General features: G+C 62.9%; 25 protein-coding genes and 1 tRNA gene. 9 read left to right on the forward strand and 17 right to left on the reverse strand.

The window, feature by feature from the left end:
- Window positions 1-26: 26 nt before the first annotated feature.
- From BXE_RS01565 to rpoH, 3 genes are all read right to left on the reverse strand, one after another.
- Window positions 27-1,634, reverse strand: coding sequence for a cytochrome ubiquinol oxidase subunit I (locus BXE_RS01565; RefSeq protein ID WP_011486685.1), 1,608 nt, complete (start codon window positions 1,632-1,634; stop codon window positions 27-29).
- Window positions 1,624-1,884 carry a cytochrome oxidase putative small subunit CydP gene (gene cydP / locus BXE_RS01570; protein ID WP_011486686.1) on the reverse strand — a complete coding sequence of 87 codons (261 nt, stop codon included), beginning with the start codon at window positions 1,882-1,884 and terminating at the stop codon, window positions 1,624-1,626. Before cydP ends, BXE_RS01565 begins: the two co-directional genes overlap by 11 nt.
- A 345-nt stretch (window positions 1,885-2,229) precedes the next feature.
- A complete protein-coding gene (rpoH, locus tag BXE_RS01575; protein ID WP_007179432.1) occupies window positions 2,230-3,165 on the reverse strand; it encodes an RNA polymerase sigma factor RpoH in 936 nt (311 codons plus the stop codon).
- Between the two features lie 363 nt (window positions 3,166-3,528).
- Between rpoH and BXE_RS01580 the strand changes: the two genes are divergently transcribed.
- Entirely contained in the window at window positions 3,529-4,092 is a 564-nt protein-coding gene (locus tag BXE_RS01580; RefSeq protein ID WP_011486688.1) for an acyloxyacyl hydrolase, read from the forward strand.
- Window positions 4,093-4,135: 43 nt separating this feature from the next.
- Window positions 4,136-4,519: a nuclear transport factor 2 family protein gene (locus tag BXE_RS01585; protein ID WP_011486689.1), complete on the forward strand. Its 384-nt coding sequence runs from the start codon at window positions 4,136-4,138 to the stop codon at window positions 4,517-4,519.
- A gap of 240 nt (window positions 4,520-4,759) precedes the next feature.
- On the opposite strand, the gene ybiB is transcribed toward BXE_RS01585, so the two are convergent.
- Window positions 4,760-5,731, reverse strand: a complete 972-nt coding sequence (gene ybiB, locus BXE_RS01590) for a DNA-binding protein YbiB (RefSeq protein WP_011486690.1) — start codon at window positions 5,729-5,731, stop codon at window positions 4,760-4,762.
- A 228-nt stretch (window positions 5,732-5,959) separates the two neighbouring features.
- Between ybiB and BXE_RS01595 the strand changes: the two genes are divergently transcribed.
- Complete coding sequence (locus BXE_RS01595) at window positions 5,960-6,658, forward strand: fumarylacetoacetate hydrolase family protein (RefSeq protein WP_011486691.1); 699 nt, start codon at window positions 5,960-5,962, stop codon at window positions 6,656-6,658.
- 29 nt (window positions 6,659-6,687) lie between these two features.
- The gene (maiA, locus tag BXE_RS01600) at window positions 6,688-7,332 is read left to right on the forward strand and encodes a maleylacetoacetate isomerase (protein ID WP_011486692.1); all 645 of its coding nucleotides are present in this window, start codon (window positions 6,688-6,690) and stop codon (window positions 7,330-7,332) included.
- An 89-nt stretch (window positions 7,333-7,421) separates the two neighbouring features.
- On the opposite strand, the gene ftsY is transcribed toward maiA, so the two are convergent.
- Complete coding sequence (ftsY, locus tag BXE_RS01605; RefSeq protein ID WP_011486693.1) at window positions 7,422-8,579, reverse strand: signal recognition particle-docking protein FtsY; 1,158 nt, start codon at window positions 8,577-8,579, stop codon at window positions 7,422-7,424.
- A gap of 241 nt (window positions 8,580-8,820) precedes the next feature.
- Between ftsY and rsmD the strand changes: the two genes are divergently transcribed.
- From rsmD to BXE_RS01625, 3 genes are all read left to right on the forward strand, one after another.
- Window positions 8,821-9,435, forward strand: a complete 615-nt coding sequence (gene rsmD, locus BXE_RS01615; RefSeq protein ID WP_011486694.1) for a 16S rRNA (guanine(966)-N(2))-methyltransferase RsmD — start codon at window positions 8,821-8,823, stop codon at window positions 9,433-9,435.
- Window positions 9,436-9,546: 111 nt separating this feature from the next.
- Window positions 9,547-10,062 (forward strand): pantetheine-phosphate adenylyltransferase, encoded by a 516-nt coding sequence (gene coaD, locus BXE_RS01620; protein WP_007179424.1) that lies wholly within the window; start codon window positions 9,547-9,549, stop codon window positions 10,060-10,062.
- 63 nt (window positions 10,063-10,125) lie between these two features.
- Window positions 10,126-10,383 (forward strand): YfhL family 4Fe-4S dicluster ferredoxin, encoded by a 258-nt coding sequence (locus BXE_RS01625; RefSeq protein ID WP_011486695.1) that lies wholly within the window; start codon window positions 10,126-10,128, stop codon window positions 10,381-10,383.
- 81 nt (window positions 10,384-10,464) lie between these two features.
- Here BXE_RS01625 and hisC read toward each other — a convergent pair whose 3' ends face one another.
- The 8 genes from hisC to BXE_RS01665 form a co-directional block, all read right to left on the reverse strand.
- Window positions 10,465-11,544, reverse strand: coding sequence for a histidinol-phosphate transaminase (gene hisC, locus BXE_RS01630; protein ID WP_011486696.1), 1,080 nt, complete (start codon window positions 11,542-11,544; stop codon window positions 10,465-10,467).
- 69 nt (window positions 11,545-11,613) lie between these two features.
- Window positions 11,614-12,216 carry an aminoacyl-tRNA hydrolase gene (gene pth, locus BXE_RS01635; RefSeq protein WP_011486697.1) on the reverse strand — a complete coding sequence of 201 codons (603 nt, stop codon included), beginning with the start codon at window positions 12,214-12,216 and terminating at the stop codon, window positions 11,614-11,616.
- Window positions 12,217-12,364: 148 nt separating this feature from the next.
- Window positions 12,365-12,988: a 50S ribosomal protein L25/general stress protein Ctc gene (locus BXE_RS01640; protein ID WP_011486698.1), complete on the reverse strand. Its 624-nt coding sequence runs from the start codon at window positions 12,986-12,988 to the stop codon at window positions 12,365-12,367.
- A gap of 163 nt (window positions 12,989-13,151) precedes the next feature.
- Window positions 13,152-14,108, reverse strand: coding sequence for a ribose-phosphate pyrophosphokinase (locus BXE_RS01645; protein ID WP_006048037.1), 957 nt, complete (start codon window positions 14,106-14,108; stop codon window positions 13,152-13,154).
- Window positions 14,109-14,154: 46 nt separating this feature from the next.
- Window positions 14,155-14,231, reverse strand: a tRNA-Gln gene (locus tag BXE_RS01650).
- Between the two features lie 52 nt (window positions 14,232-14,283).
- Window positions 14,284-15,165: a 4-(cytidine 5'-diphospho)-2-C-methyl-D-erythritol kinase gene (gene ispE / locus BXE_RS01655; RefSeq protein WP_011486699.1), complete on the reverse strand. Its 882-nt coding sequence runs from the start codon at window positions 15,163-15,165 to the stop codon at window positions 14,284-14,286.
- 90 nt (window positions 15,166-15,255) lie between these two features.
- On the reverse strand, window positions 15,256-15,891 hold the full coding sequence (gene lolB, locus BXE_RS01660; protein WP_011486700.1) for a lipoprotein insertase outer membrane protein LolB: 636 nt from the start codon (window positions 15,889-15,891) through the stop codon (window positions 15,256-15,258).
- Window positions 15,891-17,732 (reverse strand): tetratricopeptide repeat protein, encoded by a 1,842-nt coding sequence (locus BXE_RS01665; RefSeq protein WP_011486701.1) that lies wholly within the window; start codon window positions 17,730-17,732, stop codon window positions 15,891-15,893. The genes lolB and BXE_RS01665 overlap by 1 nt, the downstream gene beginning before the upstream one ends.
- Window positions 17,733-17,819: 87 nt before the next feature.
- Here BXE_RS01665 and mutM point away from each other — a divergent pair, with 87 nt between their 5' ends.
- Together mutM and mutY are read left to right on the forward strand one after the other, a co-directional pair.
- Window positions 17,820-18,650 carry a bifunctional DNA-formamidopyrimidine glycosylase/DNA-(apurinic or apyrimidinic site) lyase gene (gene mutM / locus BXE_RS01670; RefSeq protein ID WP_011486702.1) on the forward strand — a complete coding sequence of 277 codons (831 nt, stop codon included), beginning with the start codon at window positions 17,820-17,822 and terminating at the stop codon, window positions 18,648-18,650.
- A gap of 7 nt (window positions 18,651-18,657) precedes the next feature.
- Window positions 18,658-19,785, forward strand: coding sequence for an A/G-specific adenine glycosylase (mutY, locus tag BXE_RS01675; protein WP_011486703.1), 1,128 nt, complete (start codon window positions 18,658-18,660; stop codon window positions 19,783-19,785).
- 30 nt (window positions 19,786-19,815) lie between these two features.
- Here the strand turns inward: mutY and BXE_RS01680 are convergent, their stop codons facing one another.
- From BXE_RS01680 to ptsN, 4 genes are all read right to left on the reverse strand, one after another.
- Window positions 19,816-20,448, reverse strand: coding sequence for an LON peptidase substrate-binding domain-containing protein (locus tag BXE_RS01680; protein WP_011486704.1), 633 nt, complete (start codon window positions 20,446-20,448; stop codon window positions 19,816-19,818).
- A gap of 39 nt (window positions 20,449-20,487) precedes the next feature.
- Entirely contained in the window at window positions 20,488-21,381 is an 894-nt protein-coding gene (gene rapZ / locus BXE_RS01685) for an RNase adapter RapZ (protein WP_038458391.1), read from the reverse strand.
- Window positions 21,382-21,477: 96 nt separating this feature from the next.
- Window positions 21,478-22,446 carry an HPr(Ser) kinase/phosphatase gene (hprK, locus tag BXE_RS01690; RefSeq protein WP_011486706.1) on the reverse strand — a complete coding sequence of 323 codons (969 nt, stop codon included), beginning with the start codon at window positions 22,444-22,446 and terminating at the stop codon, window positions 21,478-21,480.
- A gap of 139 nt (window positions 22,447-22,585) precedes the next feature.
- Window positions 22,586-23,101: a PTS IIA-like nitrogen regulatory protein PtsN gene (gene ptsN, locus BXE_RS01695; protein ID WP_007179411.1), complete on the reverse strand. Its 516-nt coding sequence runs from the start codon at window positions 23,099-23,101 to the stop codon at window positions 22,586-22,588.
- Window positions 23,102-23,284 lie beyond the last annotated feature (183 nt).

The following is a 23,284-nucleotide window of genomic DNA, read 5'->3' on the forward strand; positions in this document are numbered from 1 at the left end:
TTCCCTTGAATCTCGGTGGCGGCGAATCAGGCGACCGTGCTGGTCGGCAGCGGCCGGTTGTCCAGCGGCTGATCCGGTGACGGTTGTTCGTGGTGATAGCGGCCCGTATGCAGCGAAGAAGGGCCGAGCCGCGCGTACTTGAACATCAGCATGATTTCGATGATGAACAGCACCGTGTAGAACACCACGAAGCCGCCGATACTCAGATACAGGTCGCCCGCGGTCAGACTCGAGGCCGACAGGTTAGTCGGCAGAATGCCCGCGATGGTCCACGGCTGGCGACCCACCTCGGCGACGATCCAGCCGAATTCGGCCGCGAGCCAGGGCAGCGGAATCGCCCACAGCGCCCAGCGCAGGAACCAGCGGCGCTTTTCCAGCAGCAGCGAGCGTTGCGCGCAGAACCAGAAGGCGAGCACGAAGGTGGCGAGGAACAGGATGCCGAGGCCCACCATCAGCCGGAACGAGAAGAACACGGGCGCCACCGGCGGGATCGTTTTCTTCGCGGCCTGGGTGATCTGGTCCGGCGTGGCGTCGGTGACGTTCGCGGTGAACTGCTTGAGCATCAGGCCGTAGCCGAGATCCTGCTTGTGCGCGTCGAAGGCGGCTTTGGCTTCGTCGGTGACGTCGCCCTGTTTGAGCTTCTGCAGCGCGGCGTAGGCCAGCATGCCGTTCCTGATGCGCGCTTCGTTGCGCACCATCAGGTCTTTCAGGCCGACCACGGGTTCGTCGAGCGAACGGGTGGCGATCAGGCCGAGCGCGTAGGGAACCCGGATTGCGTAGTCGGTGCGCTCTTCTTTCTGGTTCGGAATCCCGATGATCGTGAACGGAGCCGGCGCGGGCGCGGTTTCCCATTCGGATTCGATCGCGGCGAGCTTGACCTGCTGGACTTCGCCGGTGCGGTAGCCGGATTCGTCGCCGAGCACGATCACGCACAGCGTGGACGCAAGGCCGAAACCGGCGGCGATCGCGAACGAGCGCAGTGCGAATTCGGTGTCGCGGCGCTTGAGCAGATACCACGACGACACGCCGAGCACGAACATCGAGGCCGTCACGTAGCCGGCGGAGACAGTGTGCACGAACTTGACCTGCGCGACCGGATTGAACAGCACGGAGAAGATGCTGTCGAGTTCCATGCGCATGGTCTGGTAGTTGAAGGTCGCGCCGACCGGATTGTTCATCCAGCCGTTGGCCACCAGAATCCACAGCGCCGAGAGGTTCGAGCCGAGCGCGACGAGGAACGTCACGATCACGTGCTGCACCCTGGAGAGCCGCTTCCAGCCGAAGAAGAACAGGCCGACGAAGGTGGATTCGAGGAAGAACGCCATCAGGCCTTCGACGGCGAGCGGCACGCCGAAAATGTCGCCCACGTAGTGCGAGTAGTACGACCAGTTGGTGCCGAACTGGAATTCGAGCGTGAGACCGGTGGTCACGCCCATTGCAAAGTTGATGCCGAAGAGCTTGCCCCAGAACTGGGTCATGTCCTTGTAGATCTGCTTGCCGGTCATCACGTAGACCGATTCCATGATGACGAGCAGCCAGGACAGGCCGAGCGTGAGCGGGACGAACAGGAAGTGATAAAGCGCCGTGATGGCGAACTGGAGGCGCGACAGTTCTACGACTTCGCTAACGGGCATGTTGATCACCTTGGGACGGATGCGAGGCAGGCACGGAGAGCAGCGCCTGCGCGACTTGCTCGGGCGGCAGCGACATGTTTTCCGCCTGAGGATGATTGAAGAAGGTGTACTTGAGCACCATCAGTAATGCGAACTTGATGGCGAGGACGATGGCGATATCCCGCGCCAGCGTCGGACCGCGCACCCAGCCGTCGAACCTTTTACGCAGGCTCGGGCGGCGGATGGTATTGCGATTGAGGGCTATGGTCATGATCGGTAGAAGGCAACTTCACACCGGTGAATCCGGCTGGCGCCAGGCCGCTTCAACGGTCTGGCGAGTGCATCCCGATTCTAGGAGCAGAACCTCGCACGCAACGGTTCGGCACTGCGGCATTGGGTCGCGAGACTTGCCCCGTTTGGCCTGTATTGCCAGGTGGTTTGTGTTACGTCAAGAAATGCGTTGACCGTGCATCCTGGCGTACGGAGGTGTGCGAACGTGCGCGCGACCAGCGCGCTGCGCGGGCGAAAAAAAAAGCCCCGCCGTCTTACGAGGGCGAGGCTTGGCGGTCTGGCTACCGCGCGCCGGACGAACCGGCGTGCTGAAACGCTTCAGGCTTTACGCATATTCGGTGAGTGCACCGCGCATCTTCTTCATTGCGCTCGCCTCGATCTGGCGAATACGTTCGGCGGACACGCCGAATTCGTCGGCCAGTTCGTGCAGCGTGGAGCCGCCCGAACCGTCGTCTTCCACCTTCAGCCAGCGTGCCTCGATGATGCGGCGGCTGCGGGCGTCCAGTGCGTCCAGCGCGCTCGCGATACCGTCGCTTTGCAGCTTGTCGCGCTGACGCGAAGCCAGCACGGCGGTCGGTTCGCTATGCGAGTCGGCCAGATAGGCGATCGGCGCGTACGACTCCTCGCCGTCTTCAACCTGGCCTTCCAGCGCGATGTCGCCGCCCGAGAGGCGCGTTTCCATTTCGGAGACTTCTTCGCGTTTCACATTCAGCTCTTTGGCGAGACCTTCGATCTCGTCCGGCGTGAACGCGCCCAGCCCTTGCTTGTGGCTGCGCAGGTTGAAGAACAGCTTGCGCTGCGCCTTGGTCGTGGCGACTTTCACCATGCGCCAGTTGCGCAGAATGTATTCGTGGATCTCGGCCTTGATCCAGTGCATGGCGTACGACACGAGGCGCACGTTCTGCTCCGGATCGAAGCGCTTCACGGCCTTCATCAGGCCGATATTGCCTTCCTGGATCAGGTCGGCGTGCGGCAGTCCATAGCCCAGATAGTTGCGCGCGATCGACACGACCAGCCGCAGGTGCGACAGGACGAGGCGGCGTGCGGACTCAAGGTTGTCCTGCTCGCGAAATTCGGTGGCGAACTGGCGTTCTTCCGCCGGCGTCAGCATCGGAATCCGATTTACGGCCTGGATGTAGGCGTCGATATTGCCCAGTTGACCGGGCAGCAGCGAGGAATGCGAGAGCGCCAGTGCACCTGCCGAAGCGGCCTTAGCCGACGACGGGCTCAAAGTACTCGGAAGGGTCATTGCATGGCTCACGTGGAAAACTCCTTTGGAATCAGACAAAAGCTTGTTCAGGTAACGACTCCAGCGTTGGATGTTAGCACTCTGATTTGCCGAGTGCTAATACTTAGAGGCCGTAAGGGCATCGAGGTTCCGCAAATTCCTATTGAAATTCACGATTCAATAGCCATGCGATGCCCTCTTGGGAGTCTTTGTGCCTGGCGTAGAAATTACCTAACAAATAGCCTTCGTGATGATAACTGACCGATTTTTGTCATATTTGAAGAGACTAATTGCGAAAACTGCGAATCCTTCATACGATCCGCCAAATTGAGATTGACTTTAGAATACGCAAAACTGTTACTAATTGTTCAACGTTCGACGGAACTCGGGTGTTAGATGAACAACAAAAAGAATGTTTTGCGTGATCTGGCGCTAAAAATCACGGCTGGAGCCGTGCTGGTGGGCGCTTCGGGAGTGGCCTCGGCTGACCAGTTCGGCGTGCAGGTGGCCGGCGGACTGGGCGATCGCCACGTCAAGAAGCTCGATCTCGGCTTTGTCTGGGATCCGGATCTGAACTGGTGGCAGATCGGCGACTGGCATTTCTCGCTGATCGGCGAAGCGCACGTGGCATGGTGGCACACCAATGAAGGCAACGTGCACGACAATATCGGCGAGGTCGGCGTGACGCCGATCATCCGCTTCATCAAGGAATCGGGGCCGATCCGCCCGTATGCCGAACTGGGCGCGGGCATCCGCCTGCTCTCGAGTCCCCGCATCTCTTCGACCTTTACGCTGGGCACCGCGTTCCAGTTCGCCGACATGGCGGGCGTGGGCATGCAGTTCGGCAACCGCCAGCAGTACCAGGCGGGCTATCGCTTCCAGCATATTTCCAACGGCGGTATCAAAGAGCCGAATCCTGGTATAAATTTCCACCAGCTATATCTGCAATATAACTTCTGACGACCGTGGCCACGTTCGGCTCACCGGTGCGAGGGGCTGAGCGATGGCGGCAAAGATAATCGAAGCGATTCGCGGGCTCGAGCGAGAGCGTTTCCGGGCGATGGTCGACGGCGACGGCCAATCGCTCGACACGCTGCTCGCGGAGAACGTGAGCTACGTTCACACGAACGGCAAGCGGGAAACGAAGCGGCAGTTCATCGACGGGATTGTTGCGGGGCGCCGCCGCTACCGGCAGATCGAGGTGCAGTCGCAGGACGTGCTGCCGGTTGGGCGGGAGACCTGCGTGGTCACCGGCCGGGCGCTGATCGAAATGGAAGCGAATAACGGAGCGCTGCTGTTTCCGATCGCCTACACGGCGATCCATACGCAGGCAGATGGGCAATGGCGTCTGATTGCCTGGCAGGCCACGCGTTGCGCAATCGAGTGAGAGTGAGCCGTTGCGGTCACTCCAGCCGCGCGGCTGCGGTGCGCGCATCCGGTTGCCACGGGCATGCGGGTTACGCGCTGGTGGTTCGCTGTCCGTTCGCTTTTGCCTCGCCTCGACGTCCGCTCGTGCGTCGTTGCAGCCCGATTCCGAAGCAGCGACGCTTTCCCTGAGCTACGCCATTCCCGCACGCGACTATCCGCCGCATCCGTTCGGGCCGCTGCCGGCACTTATACCGCGCCGTCACACCGGCGTTTTCGCGACGTCCACGATCAGTTCGACCTGCCGTTCAATCGCGCTCGGCACGGGCGCTTCGCCGCGCAGGACAGCGCTGATCCAGGCGGCTGTCGTCGGTGCGTCCCTGGCGTCGGGCAAGTCGACTTCCGGCGCATCGGGTGACGAGCGTTCGTGCGGCACGCGGGTTTCGCAGATGCCGTCATGCAGCCAGTCGACCTGCACCTGACGGCGCGTATCGGCCACCGCTTCGCCTTCGGTGCCGCGCGCGAGCAGCGCGCCGCCGGCGGCCGCGTCCGGATGCGTGTTGAACAGCTGCGTCAGACTGTCGCGATAGGGCGGGTGCGTGTAGTTCACCAGACGCAAGCCCGCCGGCGCGAACGGTTGCAGGATTTTCACCAATGTGTGCGTCGAATTACGCACGCCCATGCGCCGGCGCAGCGCGAGAAGGCGCGCAAGCTTCGGCGCGAGCACGTCGATCGGCGCAAACGCGAGACGGCGCTCGGCGAGACCATCTTCGATGTCGGCGTGCGACTGCGCGTGCGGAATTTGCAGATGCGTGAAGATTTCCGCGCTCGTCACGCGGCCCGGATCTTCGGTTACGCCATGCACCAGCACCGGCACGCCCTCGCGCGCCAGCAGCAGGGCGAGCAGCGGCACGAGATTCGGCTGCTTGCGCGCACCGTTGTAGGTGGGGATCGACACCGGCCGAAACGCGCCGTGCGGCAGATGGACCGGCTCGAACGATGCATGCGCGCCGGCCAGCATCGCGGCGAGTTCGTCGGCGGTTTCGCCCTTCACGCGATAGGCGAGCAGCACCGCGCCGAGTTCGAGATCGGCCACGCGGCCGTCGAGCATGGCGGTGTAGAGCGCGCGGGTATCCTCGGCGGTCAGCGCGCGGGCGCCGTTCGGGCCGCGGCCGATTTCCTTGATGAAGCGGGCGCAGGGGAAGAGGTTGGCGGTGTCGGCGGAGTCGGTCATCGGGCGGAGTGGAACGTATTGGCACGCCGCCCAAGGGCGGTCGGCCACGGTATTCAAGGGACGCTATCCGGTGTGAGTATCGCATCTATAGCGATCCGGCGAGACACCGCAGCCGCGGCGCCCACCCTGCCGACCCACGCGGAACTGCCGCGCGCGGCGCTTTGCTGCGCGTTACACTCGATGTTTTATCGCCGCGCTGGCGGCACACATCAAGGAACGGAGAACGGGATGAGTTACGTATTTGCACCCGCACCGGTGGTCGCGGTGCCGGTTGTGGGGTCCAGCGAGCAGTTCGCGGTGCGTCGCATCTACTGTGTGGGCCGCAATTACGAGGCGCACGCGCGGGAGATGGGACACGATCCTGATCGCGAACCGCCGTTCTTCTTCACCAAGCCGGCTGACGCGGTGCTGTACGTCGCGCCCGGCGCCACCGGCGAGTTTCCTTATCCGCCGCAGTCGAAAAATGTCCATTTCGAAATGGAAATGGTGGCGGCGATCGGCAAGGGCGGCAAGAACATTGCCGCGGAAAGCGCGCTCGATCACGTCTACGGTTACGCGCTCGGTCTCGATATGACGCGCCGCGATCTGCAGGCCGAAGCGAAAAAGCTCGGCCGCCCCTGGGATACGGCGAAGGGTTTCGATCACTCGGCGCCGCTCGGCCCGATTCATCCCGCCGCGACGGTCGGCCATGTCGGCAAGGGCGCGATCTGGTTGTCGGTGAACGGCGAGGAAAAGCAAAGCTCGGATGTGTCGCAACTGATCTGGTCGGTGGCCGAGACGGTTGCATATCTGTCTACGCTGTTCGAACTGCAACCCGGCGATCTGATCTTCACCGGCACTCCGGAGGGCGTCGGCGCGGTGGTGCCGGGCGATCTGATGAAGGGCGGCGTGGACGGGCTCGGCGAATTCAGCGTGCGCGTCGTCTGACGGCTGGTTTGGGGGGGGAGACAGACAACATGAAGCTCTATAGCTATTTCCGTAGCTCGGCGTCCTATCGCGTGCGCATTGCGCTGAACGTGAAGAATCTGCCGTACGAGTACGTGCCGGTGCACCTCGTGCGCGAGGGCGGCGAGCAACTGAAGCCGGAATACCGCAAGGTGAATGTGGACTGCGTCGTGCCCACGCTCGTCGAAGGCAATGACGTGATGCCGCAGTCGCTCGCGATCATCGAGTATCTGGAAGAAACGCATCCCGAGCCGCCGCTTCTGCCCAAAGCGCCGGTCGATCGTGCGTATGTGCGGGCGCTGGCGTTGCAGGTGGCGTGCGAGATCCATCCGCTGAACAATCTGCGCGTGCTGAAGTATCTGAAGCACACGCTGGGTGTCGACGACTATGCGAAGGACGCGTGGTACCGGCACTGGGTGGAAGCGGGGTTCGCCACGTTCGAAGCGCATCTGGCCGGCGATTCACGCACCGGCAAGCTGTGTTTCGGCGATACGCCGACAATCGCCGATACCTGTCTGATTCCGCAGGTGTTCAACGCGCAGCGCTTCAAGGTCGACACGGCGAAATTTCCGACGATCCAGCGCATCTACGATCACGCAATGCAACTCGACGCGTTTGCCCGTGCGGCGCCAGACGTGCAGCCCGACGCCGAGTAAGCCGGCCTCGTCCATCGGCGAGGCAGGATGAAAAAAGGGCACTCCGCGGAGTGCCCTTTTTGCTCTCTGAGCCGCAAACGCCGTGGCGTTCAGCTGCCCAGCAATGCGTCGGAAAACTCTTCCGCGCTGAACGGCTGCAAGTCCTCGACCTTTTCGCCGACGCCGATGAAATACACCGGGATCGGACGCTGCCGCGCGATCGCGGCCAGAATGCCGCCCTTCGCCGTGCCGTCGAGCTTGGTGACGATCAGGCCGGTGAGGCCGAGCGCGTCGTCGAAAGCCTTCACTTGCGCGAGCGCGTTCTGGCCGGTGTTGGCGTCGATCACCAGCAGCACCTCGTGCGGCGCGCCTTCCTGTGCCTTGCCGATCACGCGCTTCACCTTGCGCAGTTCTTCCATGAGATGCAGTTGGGTCGGCAGGCGGCCGGCCGTGTCCGCCATCATCACGTCGATCTTGCGGGCACGCGCGGCACCGACCGCGTCGAAGATCACCGCCGCCGGGTCGCCGCTTTCCTGCGACACCACCGTCACGTTGTTGCGCTGGCCCCAGATGGCCAGTTGCTCGCGCGCGGCGGCGCGGAACGTGTCGCCCGCTGCCAGCAGCACCGACTGATCGAAGCTTTGCAGATGCTTGGCGAGCTTGCCGATACTGGTGGTTTTGCCCGCGCCGTTGACACCCGCGATCATCATCACGAGCGGCTGCGCGCGGCCGAGCATCAGCGATTTTTCCAGCGGCTTGAGCAGATCGACCAGCAGCGTGCGCAACGCTGCCTTGACCTGCTGAGGATCGGTGAGGCGCTCGGTGCGCACTTTTTCGCGCAGCGCTTCGAGCAGGTATTCGGTGGCGTCCACCCCTGCGTCCGACATGAGCAGTGCGGTTTCGAGCTCTTCGTACAGATCTTCGTCGATCTTCGTGCCGACAAAGATGCCAGTCAGGCTCGAACTCGTCTTCGACAAGCCGGTTTTCAGGCGTGTCAGCCACGAGCGCTTCGCGCCCGCGTCCGGCAGCGGCGGCGGAACGATTTCGACGGTCCCGGGCGCGGATTCTTCCGGCTCGGGCCCGATTGCGGGCGCCGCGGCTGTCTCGACGCGAGCCGGGGCCGCCGCCGGGCGCGGTGCGACCGGCGCGACAGGCGCGGGTGCCTGCACGGCGGCTTCGGGCGTCGAGCCTTCTGGCGCGCTTTGCGACTCTTCGGGCGCGTTATCGGACTCTTTCGAACCCTTGAATCGTTTGAAAAAGCTGAACATGATCTGGCGTGGTGAGAGCGCGCGCCGATGCGCGCGGCCGGCACGAGACCGGCGGGAGCGGCAGGCAGCGTTGCGATGCGGGATGCAAGGCGCTGGAAGCCGCACATTTTATCAGGCGCGCCGCTGCCCGTCGTATCGGCCGAACGGCCAGGCTGGACGCGCGGCGTCGCTGTGGTAACGTTGGCGCTCCGGCCCTCACGTATCGACGTCGCGGGCGCTTTCAAAACGTAATCGAAACTGCATGCCCCGTTCCGCACCTTCGCGCGCCCAAGGCGCTTCATCCAAAGGCGGCAAGCCGCACGCCATCCGTATCATAGGCGGCGACTGGAAACGCACGCCGCTGCCCGTGCTCGATCTCGACGGCTTGCGCCCCACGCCCGATCGCGTGCGCGAGACGCTATTCAACTGGCTCGGCCAGAATCTGGAGGGCCAGCGCTGTCTCGATCTGTTCGCCGGCAGCGGCGCGCTCGGCTTCGAGGCGGCGTCGCGCGGCGCGGCCCGGGTATTGATGGTGGAGCGCAATGCGCGGGCCGCCGGCCAGTTGCGCGCCAACCAGGAACGCCTGTCGGCGCGCACGATCGAAATCGCTGAAGCCGACGGTTTGCGCCTTGCCGCGAGTCTCGCGCCCGGATCGTTCGACGTGGTGTTTCTCGACCCGCCGTTCGGCACGGATCTGCTCGGCAAAGCCCTTGCGCTGGCGGCGCCGCTAGTGAGCGCTAACGGATTTCTGTATGTGGAAGCGGGAGAGGCGCTCGAACTCGAGGGTAACGAGACGCTCGCCGGCTGGGAAATCGTGCGGCAAGGTAAAGCGGGCGCTGTCCACTTTCATTTGCTGCAGCGCGAAAATAAGGAATAATGCGCGTTCCAAAACAAGCGCCGGGCGGTTTGCCGTCACGCGCGCGGTCGGTGCCAAATGCGTCGCGTGGACGCTTTGACGTGCCCTTTGTCTGAAGAGAGGAGAAATCTCATGGTAGTCGCCGTGTACCCGGGCACGTTCGATCCGCTGACACGCGGTCACGAAGACCTCGTTAGGCGCGCGTCGAGCATCTTCGACACGCTGGTGGTGGGCGTTGCCGACAGCCGCAACAAGAAACCATTTTTCACACTCGAGGAGCGCCTCGACATCGCTCATGAGGTGCTTGGGCACTACCCGAACGTCCAGGTCATGAGTTTCAAGGGGCTGCTGAAGGATTTCGTACGCAGCAATAACGCACGGGTGATCGTGCGTGGACTGCGAGCCGTGTCGGACTTCGAATATGAGTTCCAGATGGCCGGCATGAATCGCTATCTGCTGCCCGACGTCGAAACCATGTTCATGACGCCGTCCGATCAATACCAGTTCATTTCGGGCACGATCGTGCGCGAGATTGCGCAGTTGGGCGGCGACGTCAGCAAGTTCGTGTTCCCGTCGGTCGAGCAATGGCTGAAGGAGAAGGTTGCCGCGCTGGATCCGGCCAACGGTGCTTCGGCGGCGCAACCGTAACCGGCGTAAACTGTCGGTTTGACGGATCAAAGTCGGCTGCGGCCGGCGTGAAGTGAGAGAAGCATGGCCTTGATGATTACCGACGAGTGCATCAATTGCGACGTCTGCGAGCCCGAGTGCCCGAACGACGCGATTTCGATGGGCCCGGAAATCTATGTGATCGACCCGAAGAAGTGTACCGAGTGCGTCGGGCATTTCGACGAGCCGCAATGTATTCAGGTGTGCCCGGTCGAGTGTATCCCGCGCGATCCGGAGCATCTGGAGACGCCCGGCGAGTTGATGGCGAAGTACCACGCGCTACAGGCTGCAAAGGGCGAGTGAAGTTCGAAGTCTAAAAAAACGGCGAGACCTTTCGGCCTCGCCGTTTTTTTTTGCCGCAACGTTTCTGCGCTGTTCGTCGTGTTAACCGACGTAAGCGCTGAAGATGTCCCGCAGCGCGTCCAGAAGAATGTCGCATTCGGCGTCCGTCCCGACTGAGATCCGCAAATGCTGGTCGATTCGCGGAGCCTTGAAATGGCGCACGAAAATTTCCTTGTCCCTCAACCGCAATGCGAGCGTTGCGGCGTCGTAGCCTTCGTGGCGTGCGAACAGCAGATTCGCGGCCGACGGCAGCACCTCGAAGCCCAGCGCCGTCAGCCCGGCCGCCAGTCGTTCACGGCTCGCCACGACCTTGGCGCACGTGTCGCGAAACCATGCGTCGTCTTCGTACGCCGCCGCGGCGGCAGCCTGCGCGAGGCGGTCTAACGGATAGGAGTTGAAGCTGTCCTTTACACGGTTCAGCGCGCCGATCAGGTCCGGATTGCCGAACGCAAAGCCGACGCGCATCCCGGCCAGCGAACGCGACTTCGATACGGTCTGAACGACCAGCAGATTCGGATAGCGATCGATCAAACCGATGGCCGACTGCGCGCCGAAATCCACGTACGCTTCGTCGATCACCACCACGGAATCGGGACTGCTCGCCACCAGGCGCTCGATATCGGCAAGCGGCAGCGGGCGGCCGGTCGGCGCATTCGGATTCGGGAACAGGATGCCGCCGTTCGGCGACATGTAATCGTCGACGTGGATCGTGAAGCTATCGTCGAGCGGGATAGTCCGGTAGTCGACTTCGAACAGCCGCGCGTACGTCGGATAGAAGCTGTAGGTGACGTCCGGAAACAGCAGCGGCTTGTCGTGCTTGAGCAGTGCCTGGAACGTGAGCGCGAGCACTTCGTCCGAGCCGTTGCCCGCAAAGACCTGCTCGGCGCGGATGCCGTGGTACGCGGCAACCGTTTCGCGGAGCTTTTGCGCCGTCGGATCGGGGTAGCGGCGCAGCGATTCGGCTGCGTCGCCCAGTTCCTGCCGGATCGCTTCGAGCACACGAGGCGACGGCGGATACGGATTCTCGTTGGTATTCAGCTTCACCGGATGCGTAACCACGGGCTGCTCGCCAGGCACATATGGCGTCAGACGGTGAACGATGTCACTCCAATAACGGCTCAAGCGATTCTCCCAAGCAGGAAAGTTACGGTCGATGGCGGCACGGCAGCCCGGTTCCGGCAGAGGCGCCGCCTACGGATTGCGATGCAGTTGCATCATCGCGCGCTCGAGCTCGCCCTTGATGACTTGCGGCATCACGGCGAGTGCGCGCTCGATCGATGCATCGATCACATCCTGCTCTTCCCGCCGCGGCGGTTTCAGCACGTAGTTGGCGACGTCCGGCCTGGCGCCGGCGCGCGCGCTCTCGGGAATCAGGTCACGCGGATGCCCGATGCCGATCCGCAACCGCCAGTATTGCTGCGACGACAGATGCGCGGTGATGTCCTTGAGCCCATTATGGCCGCCGCTGCCACCGCCCAGTTTCAACTTGACGCTGCCGGGCGGCATGTCGAGTTCGTCGTGCGCGACCAGAATTTCGTCGGGAAGAATCTTGAAGAACTGTGCAAGCGCCACGACCGACTGGCCCGAGCGGTTCATATACGTCTGCGGCTCCAGCAAGTGCACCTCCTCGCCGTGAAGCCGTGCCTTGGCGTAGAAACCGTGGAAACGCCGCTCGTCGCGCAACGTCGTGCCTGCTTCGCGGGCCAGTTGATCGACCAGCCAGAAGCCGGCGTTGTGGCGCGTCGCGGTGTATTCGGCGCCCGGATTGCCGAGGCCGACGATCAGCTTGATCATGATTGCGTAGGTCCATCTGGCCCGGAAGCCGAACGCGGCCGAACCGAAAAAAACCGAAAAAAAACCCGCCGGGGCGAACCTCGGCGGGTCACATCGACCGTTTCATTGAAACGGATCGAGAGGATACTTGCTCAGTGCCTCGGGGCGCTCAAGCAGCCGGCGTTTCGCCTTCGCCTTCAGCAGCGGCGGCCTCGCCTTCAGCGATTGCACCAGCCGGGATCGTTGCAGCTGCGATCACCGGGTTTTCTGCTTCGACGTGGGCGACCAGCGTCACACCTGCCGGCAGCTTGATGTCCTTGGCGTGAACCGAGTGACCCGCTTCGATGGTGGCCAGATCGACTTCGAGGAATTCCGGCAGTGCCGAAGGCAGGCACTCGATTTCGATTTCGTTGATGACGTGCGAGATCACCGCGCTCGACAGCTTCACTGCCGGGTTCGTTTCCTGATTCAGGAAGTGCAGCGGCACCTTGGTGTGCAGTTTCTTCTTCGCGTCGACACGTTGGAAGTCCACGTGCAGCACGAGCTGACGGAACGGGTGGTATTGCACGTCGCGCAGCAGAACCTGTTGCGACTTGCCTGCCACTTCCAGATCGAGGATCGACGAGTGGAAAACTTCTTTCTTCAGCGCGTGCCACAGCGCGTTGTGGTCCAGTTCGACCAATTGCGTTTCAGCACCAGCGCCATATACGATGCCCGGGGTCTTGCCCGAGTTACGCAGGCGGCGGCTCGCACCCGTACCTTGCAAAGAACGCTCGAAAGCGACTACTTTCATGTTGAATCTCCATTGCACTGCCCGCGACCAGGCAGTAAAAACGGGGCCTCCAAGCCAGATGGCTGAGGCCCCAGAGCTGCGGCACGAACCTTCGTTCGTTCATGCCGATTGTGCAAAAGCGCGGTGTGCCGCCTGAAGCGGCGCGCTGCGCCTTCGCAAATACTTAACTTTCAGCGAACAGCGACATCACCGAATCGCCGCGGCGAATCCGCGAGAACGTTTCGGCCAGCAGGCCAGCGCTGGTCAACGAGCGGATCTTCGCGCACGAGCGGGCTTCTTCGCCGAGCGGGATCGTGTCCGTGACAACGAGTTCGTCGAGTGCGGAGGCAGCGATACGCTCGCCCGCGCCGCCCGACAGAACCGGGTGAGTGGCATAAGCGAACACCTGTTTCGCGCCGCGTTCCTTCAGAACCTGAGCTGCCTTGCAGAGCGTGCCGGCAGTATCGACCATGTCGTCCATGATCACGCAGGTACGACCTTCGACTTCACCGATGATGTTCATCACTTCGGCAACGTTCGCCTTCGGGCGGCGTTTGTCGATGATCGCGAGATCGCAATTGAGCTGTTTGGCCAATGCACGGGCACGCACCACGCCGCCGACGTCCGGCGAAACGACCAGCAGATTCTCGTAGTTCTGCTTGCGCAGATCGCCGAGCAGCACGGGCGTAGCGTAGATGTTGTCGACCGGAATGTCGAAGAAGCCTTGAATCTGGTCGGCGTGCAGATCCATCGTAATGATCCGCTCGACGCCGGCGATTTCCAGCATGTTCGCCACGATCTTCGCCGAGATGGCGACGCGCGCGGAACGCGGGCGGCGATCTTGACGGGCATAACCGAAGTAGGGGATGGCTGCGGTGATCCGGCCTGCGGATGCGCGCTTGAGCGCATCGACCATGATCATCAGTTCCATCAGATTGTCGTTCGCCGGTGCGCACGTGGACTGCAGGACGAAGACATCCTTGCCACGCACGTTTTCCTGAATCTCGACCTGGATTTCACCGTCCGAGAAACGGCTGACCATTGCTTTGCCGAGGGGAATACCGAGGATTTTGACGACTTCCTGTGCAAGCGCGGGATTTGCGTTGCCAGTAAAAACCATCAGGCCGTCATGGCTGCTCATCGTGCACCTGCTTCAGGCTGGGGGCGAGGGGAAATGCGAGAAATTTTGGCAGGGGAGAAAGGATTCGAACCTTTGCATGCCGGAATCAAAATCCGGTGCCTTAACCAGCTTGGCGACTCCCCTACACTAACTCTGAGCTCCGCCGAACGTGGAGTTTCGTTCGACGATGCAAAACTTATGACGCGAAAGTAAAGAGTGGATGCTGATCGAGACTTGCGGCCACTGCGCTGTTCCATTCGGCTGGCAGTTTGGCTTGCACCGCTTCTGCTTCAGCTTTACTACGGAACGCTGCAAAGACACTTGCACCTGATCCAGACATCCGCGCTGGCGCGACGTTTTCAAACCATCGCAGCACTTGCGCTACTTCCGCGTACTTTCCTACGACAACCTGCTGCATGTCGTTCCGGCCAAAACTTTCTGGCCATTCAGTGTTGCAGCTAAGTTCTGCAGGAAAGTCCGTAATTGTGAGGGGTTTTGAATCTCTTGTCAACGCTTTTTCGGAGAAAATCGCTGCAGTCGGAACATGAACCCTCGGCGTCACTACCAGGAAATGGCGCGGCGGCAATTGTACAACGTCTAAAGCCTCTCCGACACCCTGAGCGAACGCATTTTTTCCAAACACAAAAAACGGTACATCCGCACCGAGTTTCAACGCCAGCGCCTGCAATTCGAGGCGCGGCAGGTTGAGCTTCCACAGACGGTTGAGCGCGAGCAGTGTCGTCGCTGCGTTGGAGCTGCCGCCGCCGAGGCCGGCGCCCATCGGCAGGCGTTTGTCGATTTCGATATCGACGCCTTCGGGCGAGCCCGTATGCGTTTTGAGCAGCGTCGCGGCGCGCACGGTCAGATCGTGTTCCGGCGGCACGTCGGCGATTTCGGTGCGGCGCGTGATGAGCCCGTCGTCGCGTCGCGTGAAGTGCAGCGTGTCGCCCCAATCGAGCAACTGGAACACCGTTTGCAGCGTGTGATAGCCATCCGGCCGGCGGCCGGTGATGTGCAGGAAGAGGTTGAGTTTCGCTGGCGCGAGGCAATCGCGCAGCGAATCGGTCGTTTCAATCATGAGTCGAGGCTACATGCGCCACGTGGCGCTGAAGAAGCGGCAAGGTCGCGCGCGAAAAAGATGCGTGAAAGGTGCGTGAAGCGGCACCGGTTACTGATGATCCAGGACGAGCTTGATGTCGAGCGGCGGCTCCGAGCGCGTCAGGTTGACGCGCTTCACGCCCGTGGCAGGCGGCTCGACATACGCCAGGTAGTCGATCGTCCAGCCGTCCTGCGTGATCTCTTTCAGCCGCGACGGCTGGTCGGGATCCTTCTCGGTCCTGGCGCGCGAAGTGGGTGCCGGCGACGGTTGCAGCCAGTAGCGCAGCCCCTCGACCGGCAGTGCGAAGCCGAGCGCATTCTGCATCAGCGTGGAGACGTTGTCCGCGGTGAGCGGCTGGCGATTCGGCAACTCCAGCGTGGCCGACGCTGGCGACGACGTCACCACCGCCAGCGTCTGGCCGAGCGGATTGCGTAACTCCAGAGTCACGGTATCGCCGGTTTCCTGCCAGGCGAAATTGCCGTAGGCGTTGCGCTGCTGGCCGTTCTGATCGTTGTACTGGACCGCGAAACGGCCCTGGTAAGAACGGCTCGTCTGCGCGGTGACGGAGGTTGCGGCATTCGACGTGGATGGCCCCTGCGGTTTCACCGACGCACAACCGGCCAATGCGACAACCGCCGCCGCTGCGAATCCGAGCGCCGCGCCACGCGGCGCCCGGGGAAAGGAAATCAGACGGGAAAGACGCATCAAAGATCGTTCACCTGAAGACGTTGGAGCGTTTTGACCAGCGTGTCGTTGTCCGGTTCGAGCTTGCGCGCGTCGCGGAAAGCGGCGCGGGCCTGATCCTGATTGCCCGTTTTCCACAACACTTCGCCGAGGTGCGCGCCGATTTCAGCATTCGGCTGCATGTCGTAGGCTTTGCGCAGCAGCTTGATCGCGTCCGACGTGTCGCCCATCCGGTATTTGACCCAGCCGACGCTGTCCATGATGAATGCGTCGTTCGGCGCCAACGAGGAGGCCTTCTCGACCAGCTTGTCCGCCTCGGCGAGGCGCTGATTGCGATCGGCCAGCGAGTAGCCGAGCGCGTTATACGCTTGCGGATTGTCGGGCTGCGTCTGGATCAGCTTGCGCAACTGCGTTTCCATGACGTCGTAATGGCCGGTCTTTTCGGCGGACATCGCGTAGTCGTAGGTCAGATCGGGGTCGTCGGGGAACTGCGCCGTGGCTTGCTGCAGGCGCGTTTCGGCCTCGGGGTAACGCCTCGCATCGAACAGGATCGCCGCGTCCGTGCGCGCGATCAGCGCCTGGTCGCGCGGGTCCGGCGCCGGCAGATTGGCGAGCAGCTTGCGCGCGTCGTCGGCCTTGCCCTGCTTGGCGAGCAATTGTGCGCGCGTGATCTGCGCGGGCACATATTGCTGGCTCGACGGCGAGATTTTGTTCAGCCAGTCGCTCGCGGCCGCGTCGTTCTTCTGTTCGAGCGACAGTTGTGCAAGGTAGATATACGCCTGGCCGGGATCCGCGCCCGGCGTTTTTTCGGCTTGCTGCGCGTACTGGGTCAGGTACGTTTGCGCTTCATTGAAATTCTTCTGCTGGATCTTGATCAGCGCGAGCGCCATGAGCGGCGTGAGATCGTTCGCGTTGTTCCTGTGCATGATCTCGAACTGCTTCTGCGCGTCGTCCAGACGGTCGCTCGCAAGATACATCTGGGCGAGCGCGAGACGGGCGTCATGCGATTTCGGATTCTGCTGCACGTACTTTTCGAGCGAGGCGATGCCTTCCTTGCGCTCTTCCGGGCCCATTTGCGACAGCATCAGCGCGGCCGGCAAATAGTCGGGCTTGAGCGCGAGCGCCTGCTCGAGCGACTTGCGCGCACCCGGCGCGTCGTCCGATACGAGCTGCTGTCGTGCAAGTGCCAGTTGCGCTTCCGGCCGGTTCAGGTCGTTCTTGAGCAGGTCCTGCAGCACGTGCAGGCCGCCGATCCGGTTCGGGCCGCGCGAGAGCAGCAGCTGCAGCGCCAGAATCGCGCTGCCGCGATTGTCCGCGGGCACCCGCGCGAGTTCGCGGGCGAGGATCGGCTCCGCGTCGTCAGGGCGGCCGGACAGCACGAGCAGCGACGCGTCGAGTTGCGCGGCGCGTTCCGAGTTCGGCGCATACTGCTGCCACAATTGCGCGGCGGCCAATGCGTCGGACGGGCTCTGCGCGGCCAGCGCGATTTCGGTGGCGCGTTGCGCCATGCGAGGATCGTGCGTGTCGCGCGCAAGGGCGAGGTAGGTCTGATAGGCGGGCGCCGGCTGGTCGCGCTGCAGCGCGACTTCGGCGGCGAGCACCTGGAATACGATCTGGCTCGTCAGCGGCACCCCGGGCAGGGACTTCTGGTCTTCCGCCGAGGCCGGCCCGAGCGGGTCGGGGAGGGTGACCGAGGTGTCGTCCGAGTCCGGCGATGAATCCTGCGCGTGCGCGGGCACGGCAGCCAGCGCCCAGACGGCGAGCGCCGCCGCGCCGAGCATCCGGCGAGCGGACACGGCGTGCGGTACGCGGAATGCGCTAGCCGGGCGCTTCAAAAACAGCTTCACGAAGGACAAGTTCATGGAAATCCGTTCAATGTTTCGGACGATTGTAACGCGCTCGCTACAATACGCGCACAACCACTCACGCAAGTTGCAGACCAGTTAGACATGCCAGAGTTGCCAGAAGTTGAGGTTACCCGACGGGGAATCGAACCGTATGTGTCCGGGCGCAAGGTTGAACGCGTCGAAGTGCGTACGCCGGCGCTGCGCTGGCCGATTCCGGCCGATCTTGCGAAAACCTTGCGCGGCCGCGTGGTGCGTAAGGTCGAGCGGCGCGGCAAGTACCTGTTGTTCGAGATCGACGCGGGCTGGTTCATTGTGCATCTTGGCATGACTGGGACGCTGCGGGTGCTGCGCCACGTACCGCATCCGCCGGCCGCGGCGAAACACGATCACGTCGACTGGATCTTCGACGAGTTCATTTTGCGCTATCGCGATCCGCGGCGCTTCGGCGCAGTGCTGTGGCATCCGCGTGAAGCCGGCGACGTGCTCGAGCATCCGCTGCTTGCGGGCCTCGGCGTCGAACCGTTTTCGCCCGCGTTCTCCGGCGCGCTGATGCACCGGCTCACGCGCGGGCGCAAGGTGTCGGTAAAGCAGGCGCTGCTGGCCGGTGAAATCGTCGTGGGCGTGGGCAATATCTATGCGTCGGAGAGTCTCTTTCGCGCCGGCATCCGGCCGGCTACCGCGGCGGGGCGCGTCTCGCTCGTGCGCTACGACCTGCTGGCGGACGCCGTGCGCGTGACGCTCGCCGCCGCGATCGAGAAGGGCGGCAGCACGCTGCGCGATTTCGTCGGCAGCAACGGCGAGAGCGGCTACTTCCAGCTCGACTATTTCGTCTATGATCGCGCGGGGCTGCCGTGCCGCGTGTGCGGAACGCCGATCAAACAGATCGTACAGGGGCAGCGTTCAACGTATTTCTGTCCCACCTGCCAGCGCTAAACCGTCCATGCCTTCTCGCTTAACTCCGCGTTCTACCTCGTCCGGCGCGCCTGCGGCGCCTGCTTTTCCTGTCATGTCCGATTTTTCCGCGCGCCTGATCGCGTGGCAGCGTCAGCATGGCCGGCATGATTTGCCGTGGCAGAACACGCGCGACCCGTATCGCATCTGGCTGTCGGAAATCATGCTCCAGCAGACCCAGGTGTCGACGGTGATTCCGTATTACGCGAAGTTCCTCGCGCGTTTCCCGAGCGTCGCCGCGCTCGCCGCCGCGCCGTCCGACGACGTAATGGCGCTGTGGGCCGGTCTTGGCTACTACACGCGCGCGCGCAACCTGCATCGCTGCGCGCAGGTCGTGGTCGAGCAGCATGGCGGCGGGTTTCCGACGTCGGTCGAGGAACTGGCCGAACTGCCGGGTATCGGCCGTTCGACGGCGGCGGCGATTGCGTCGTTCGCGTTCGGCGCGCGCGCGACGATTCTCGACGGCAATGTGAAGCGCGTGCTGGCGCGCGTGTTCGGCGTCGAAGGTTTCCCCGGCGAAAAGAAAGTCGAAAACGCGATGTGGACGCTGGCGGAGTCGCTGCTTCCGTCGAATGCATCGGATGCCGAAGTCAGCGCATACACGCAAGGCTTGATGGACCTCGGCGCGACCCTGTGCGTGCGCGGCAAGCCCGACTGCCTGCGTTGCCCGTTCGCCGTCGACTGCGTGGCGAACGTGACGGGACGTCAGCGCCTGCTGCCCACTGCACGTCCGAAAAAGACCGTGCCGACGCGCCGCACGTGGATGCTGGTGCTGCGTGACGGCAACGCGGTGATGCTGGAGAAGCGGCCGCCGTCGGGTATCTGGGGCGGCTTGTGGAGCCTGCCCGAAGCCGCCGACGAAACCGCGCTCGCCGAGCGTGCGCGCGCCTTCGGCGGCGACGGTGCGGTCTCGCCGCTCGCGCCGCTCACACATGTGTTCACGCATTTCAAACTGGATATCGAGCCGCGGCTCGCGGAACTGGATCGCGGTGTGGGCGCGTTGGCCGCGTTAGGCGATGCGGACACGGCGTGGGTCGCGCTCAGCGATCTCGATTCGTTCGGTGTGCCCGCGCCGGTGCGCAAACTGCTGGACAGTTTGCAGGGTTCGCTGATCTGAGCAATCCGGCGCGGAGTACGGCGGCCGCCGTCAGAGCAATTGATGTTGCTGCATGTAGTGGTGAACCACATCGATCCGCGCGCCGGCGTCCTGCAACTCCATCAGTTTCTGGCGAGCACGCAGCGCAATCGGCAGCACTTCGGCGAGACGGTTCGACACCCACGACGGATCGTCGAGCCGGAACGGCTCTGCAAACGGCAGGCTTTCCGGATCGCGTTCGCGGATCGTTGCGATGATCCGTTCGAGCACTTCCGCGCATGCGCCGAATCTGGCCAACTGCTCGTTGCCTTCGAGCGGCCTGTCTTCGCCGAGCGGCTCCGCCATGCCGACCAGCAAGCCGCTCGACTCCACCCGATGCGACAGCAGGCGAAAACGCCGCGTGCCGCGTGCGCGAATCAGCAGCATGCCGAAGGCTTCGACATCGCACTCCTCGATTTCGGCGAGGCAGCCAATTGATTCGGGCACCGAAGGCTCTTCTTCGCGCGCCACTTCCGCGCCGCTTTTCAGCAGACACACGCCAAACGGCGTTTTTTCACGCAGACAGTCGCGCGCCATATCGAGGTAGCGCGCTTCGAAGATCTTCAGCGGCAAAAGGCCGTCGGGAAACAGCACCGTATGCAACGGAAACAGCGGCACATCGGCAAGCACAGTAGAAGAAGACATGGCGCAACGCTTCGAGTTGAGGCCGCGCGATGCGGCCGGTTAAGCCACTAACTTCGATGATTCGCCGGCTTCGACCGGCGCATCGCGGTGCCGCACAATGACATTCGCCGATGCCGCGAGACGCGCGGCGAGCGTCTCCGCAATGAACACCGAGCGGTGCTGGCCGCCCGTGCAACCGATCGCGACGGTGAGATAGCTGCGATTGTCGTCGCGGAAATGCGGAAGCCACTTGGCGAGAAATTTCTCGATGTCGTCGATCATTTCATGCACCACCGGCAGCGCATCCAGAAAATCGATCACCGGTTTGTCGAGGCCCGTGAGCGGCCGCAATTCATGATCGTAGTACGGGTTCGGCAAGGTGCGCACGTCGAACACGAAATCCGCGTCGAGCGGCACGCCACGCTTGAAGCCGAACGACTCGAACATCAGCACGAGCCCGGAATCCTTCTGCTCGATGAAGCGTTTGACCCAGGCGCGCAGCACGTTCGCGCGCAGATTGCTGGTGTCGATCTGATGGCCGAATTCGGCCAGCCCCGCCACGAGTTCGCGTTCGCGTTCGATCGCCTCGGCAAGCGAGTTGAGCAGGCCGACATCCGCGTCGTGCGAGGTTGAACCGGACAGCGGATGGCGGCGGCGTGTTTCGGAAAAGCGTTGAATCAGCGACTGTGTGCTCGCGTTCAGGAACAGCACCCGCACGTCGTGGGCACGCGACAGGTCGCGAATCATGGCGGGCATTTCGTCGAGCGAAGCGCTCGAGCGCGCGTCGATTGCGACCGCAAGGCGATCTTGCCCGTCTTCGGCGAGATAGGAAGCCAGCTGCGGCAGGAAACGCGGCGGCAGGTTGTCGACGCAGTAGTAGCCTGCGTCTTCAAGCGCGTTCAGGGCAACTGATTTGCCGGAGCCGGATATACCGGTGATCAGGATTATGCGCATGGAGTCGTCGAAACCGTAGATTTCATCATAGCATCTGGTCCCCATGCGCGTACCCGCGCCCGCCGCTGGCCGCAGTCACGGCATGGTCTTCTCGACTCAGATCAGTTTGCCCGGAAACTGGCTGTCGGGGTCTTGCATCGCGAGGCGCTGGCGATCCATGAAGTCGCGCAGCGTGTCGATGCCGCGCAGTTGCAGGATCGTATTGCGCACGGCGGCTTCGACCAGCACGGCGAGGTTCCGGCCGGCGGCCACCTGAATCGTGACCTTGCTGATTGGCAGGCCGAGCACGTCCACAGTCTGGCTCTCCAGCGGCAGCCGCTGGAATTCGCCGTCGGGCCGGCGGACCAGTTGCACGATCAGCTTGAGCTTCATTTTCCGGCGTACCGCCGTTTCACCGAAAATCGTCTTGATGTCGAGCAGACCGAGGCCGCGCACTTCCAGCAGGTTTTGCAGCAGCGGCGGGCAACGCCCTTCGACGAAGTCAGGACCGAGGCGCACGAAGTCCACTGCGTCGTCGGCCACGAGACCGTGGCCGCGGCTGATCAGCTCCAGCCCGAGTTCGCTCTTGCCGAGGCCCGAGTCTCCCGTGAGCAGCACGCCCATGCCGAGGATGTCGAGAAACACGCCGTGCAACGTGGCGCGCGGCGCGAGAATGCGCGACATGTAGAGGCGCAGGCTGTCGATCACCGCGGCCGCGGACATCGGCGTGGTGAAGAGCGGCGTGGACGAGCGCGTGCAGCGCAGCACCAGTTCCGGCGGCGCGGGGACGCCGCCCGCCACCACCAGAAACGGCGGCTCCAACGCGATCAGCTCGGCCATGTGGCGCGAGCGGTCTTCGTCGGTTTGGCGCTTGTAGTAGTCGATTTCGGCGTCGCCGAGCACCTGGATCCGGTTCGGGTGGATCAGGTTCAAGTGGCCGACGAGGTCGGCGCTCGACGTGGCATTGGCGACTGATTCCGAAGAAAAGCCGCGCTCCCAGCCTTCATGCCCCGTCAACCAGCTGAGCTTCAGCGTGGCGGCGTTATCGTCGAAAATGCTCTGGGCGTTGATGCTGGACGTATCCATGAGTCAGTGACTCCAGTGTGGGCCGCTTGCCGGGCAACACGGCGGCCGCGCTAGCGCGGGCCGTTTGCGTTGCCGGACTGTCTCCGCATGCGGGCCGATGACCGGGCGGATAACCGGCGTGCGGATAACCGCCGATGCATCAAGGTTGCCACTGAGTGAGCAGGCGATGCAACGTTTCGCGGTCCTGTTCCGTGTGCAGGCGCTCGCGGGTTTCGCGATCGGACAGCAACTGGGCGATTTCCGAAAGGATTTCGAGGTGTTGCTGAGTGGCCTGTTCAGGCACGAGCAGGAAGATGAGCAGCGAGACCGGCTGACCGTCGGGCGATTCGAAGGGGATGGGTTCGGCAAGGCGGACGAACGCGGCGAGCGGCTGCTTCAAGCCTTTGATCCGGCCATGCGGAATCGCCACGCCTTCGCCAAGGCCTGTCGATCCGAGGCGCTCACGCGCGAACAGATTGTCAGTGACCGTGCTACGGGCTATGCCGTTCTGGTTCTCGAAGATCAGGCCCGCTTGCTCGAACACGCGTTTCTTGCTGGTGACCGATAGTCCGACGACGACGTTCTCGAGGGGAAGAAATTTGGCTAAACGATTCATGTTGACAGGCGAAAACGTGGCCTGGGTTCTCCTCGCTGGGGCGTTTGAGTGGCGTTCCATTCGTTTGATGCTCACGGCGACGTGCGTGGGAGTCCGAAAGCGCAGGACTCCGGCCGACCGATTTCCGCTTGAGCTAACTTGACCCCGATGGTAACCGGAACATTATAGAACAGGGTAGCGACGGATGGTGCGGCGCGCCATCAATGCGCAATGAGTTCGTTCGGGCATCCTCACTTGCTGCGG

The sequence above is a fragment of the Paraburkholderia xenovorans LB400 genome (genome assembly GCF_000013645.1).
Classification (GTDB): Bacteria; Pseudomonadota; Gammaproteobacteria; order Burkholderiales; family Burkholderiaceae; genus Paraburkholderia; species Paraburkholderia xenovorans.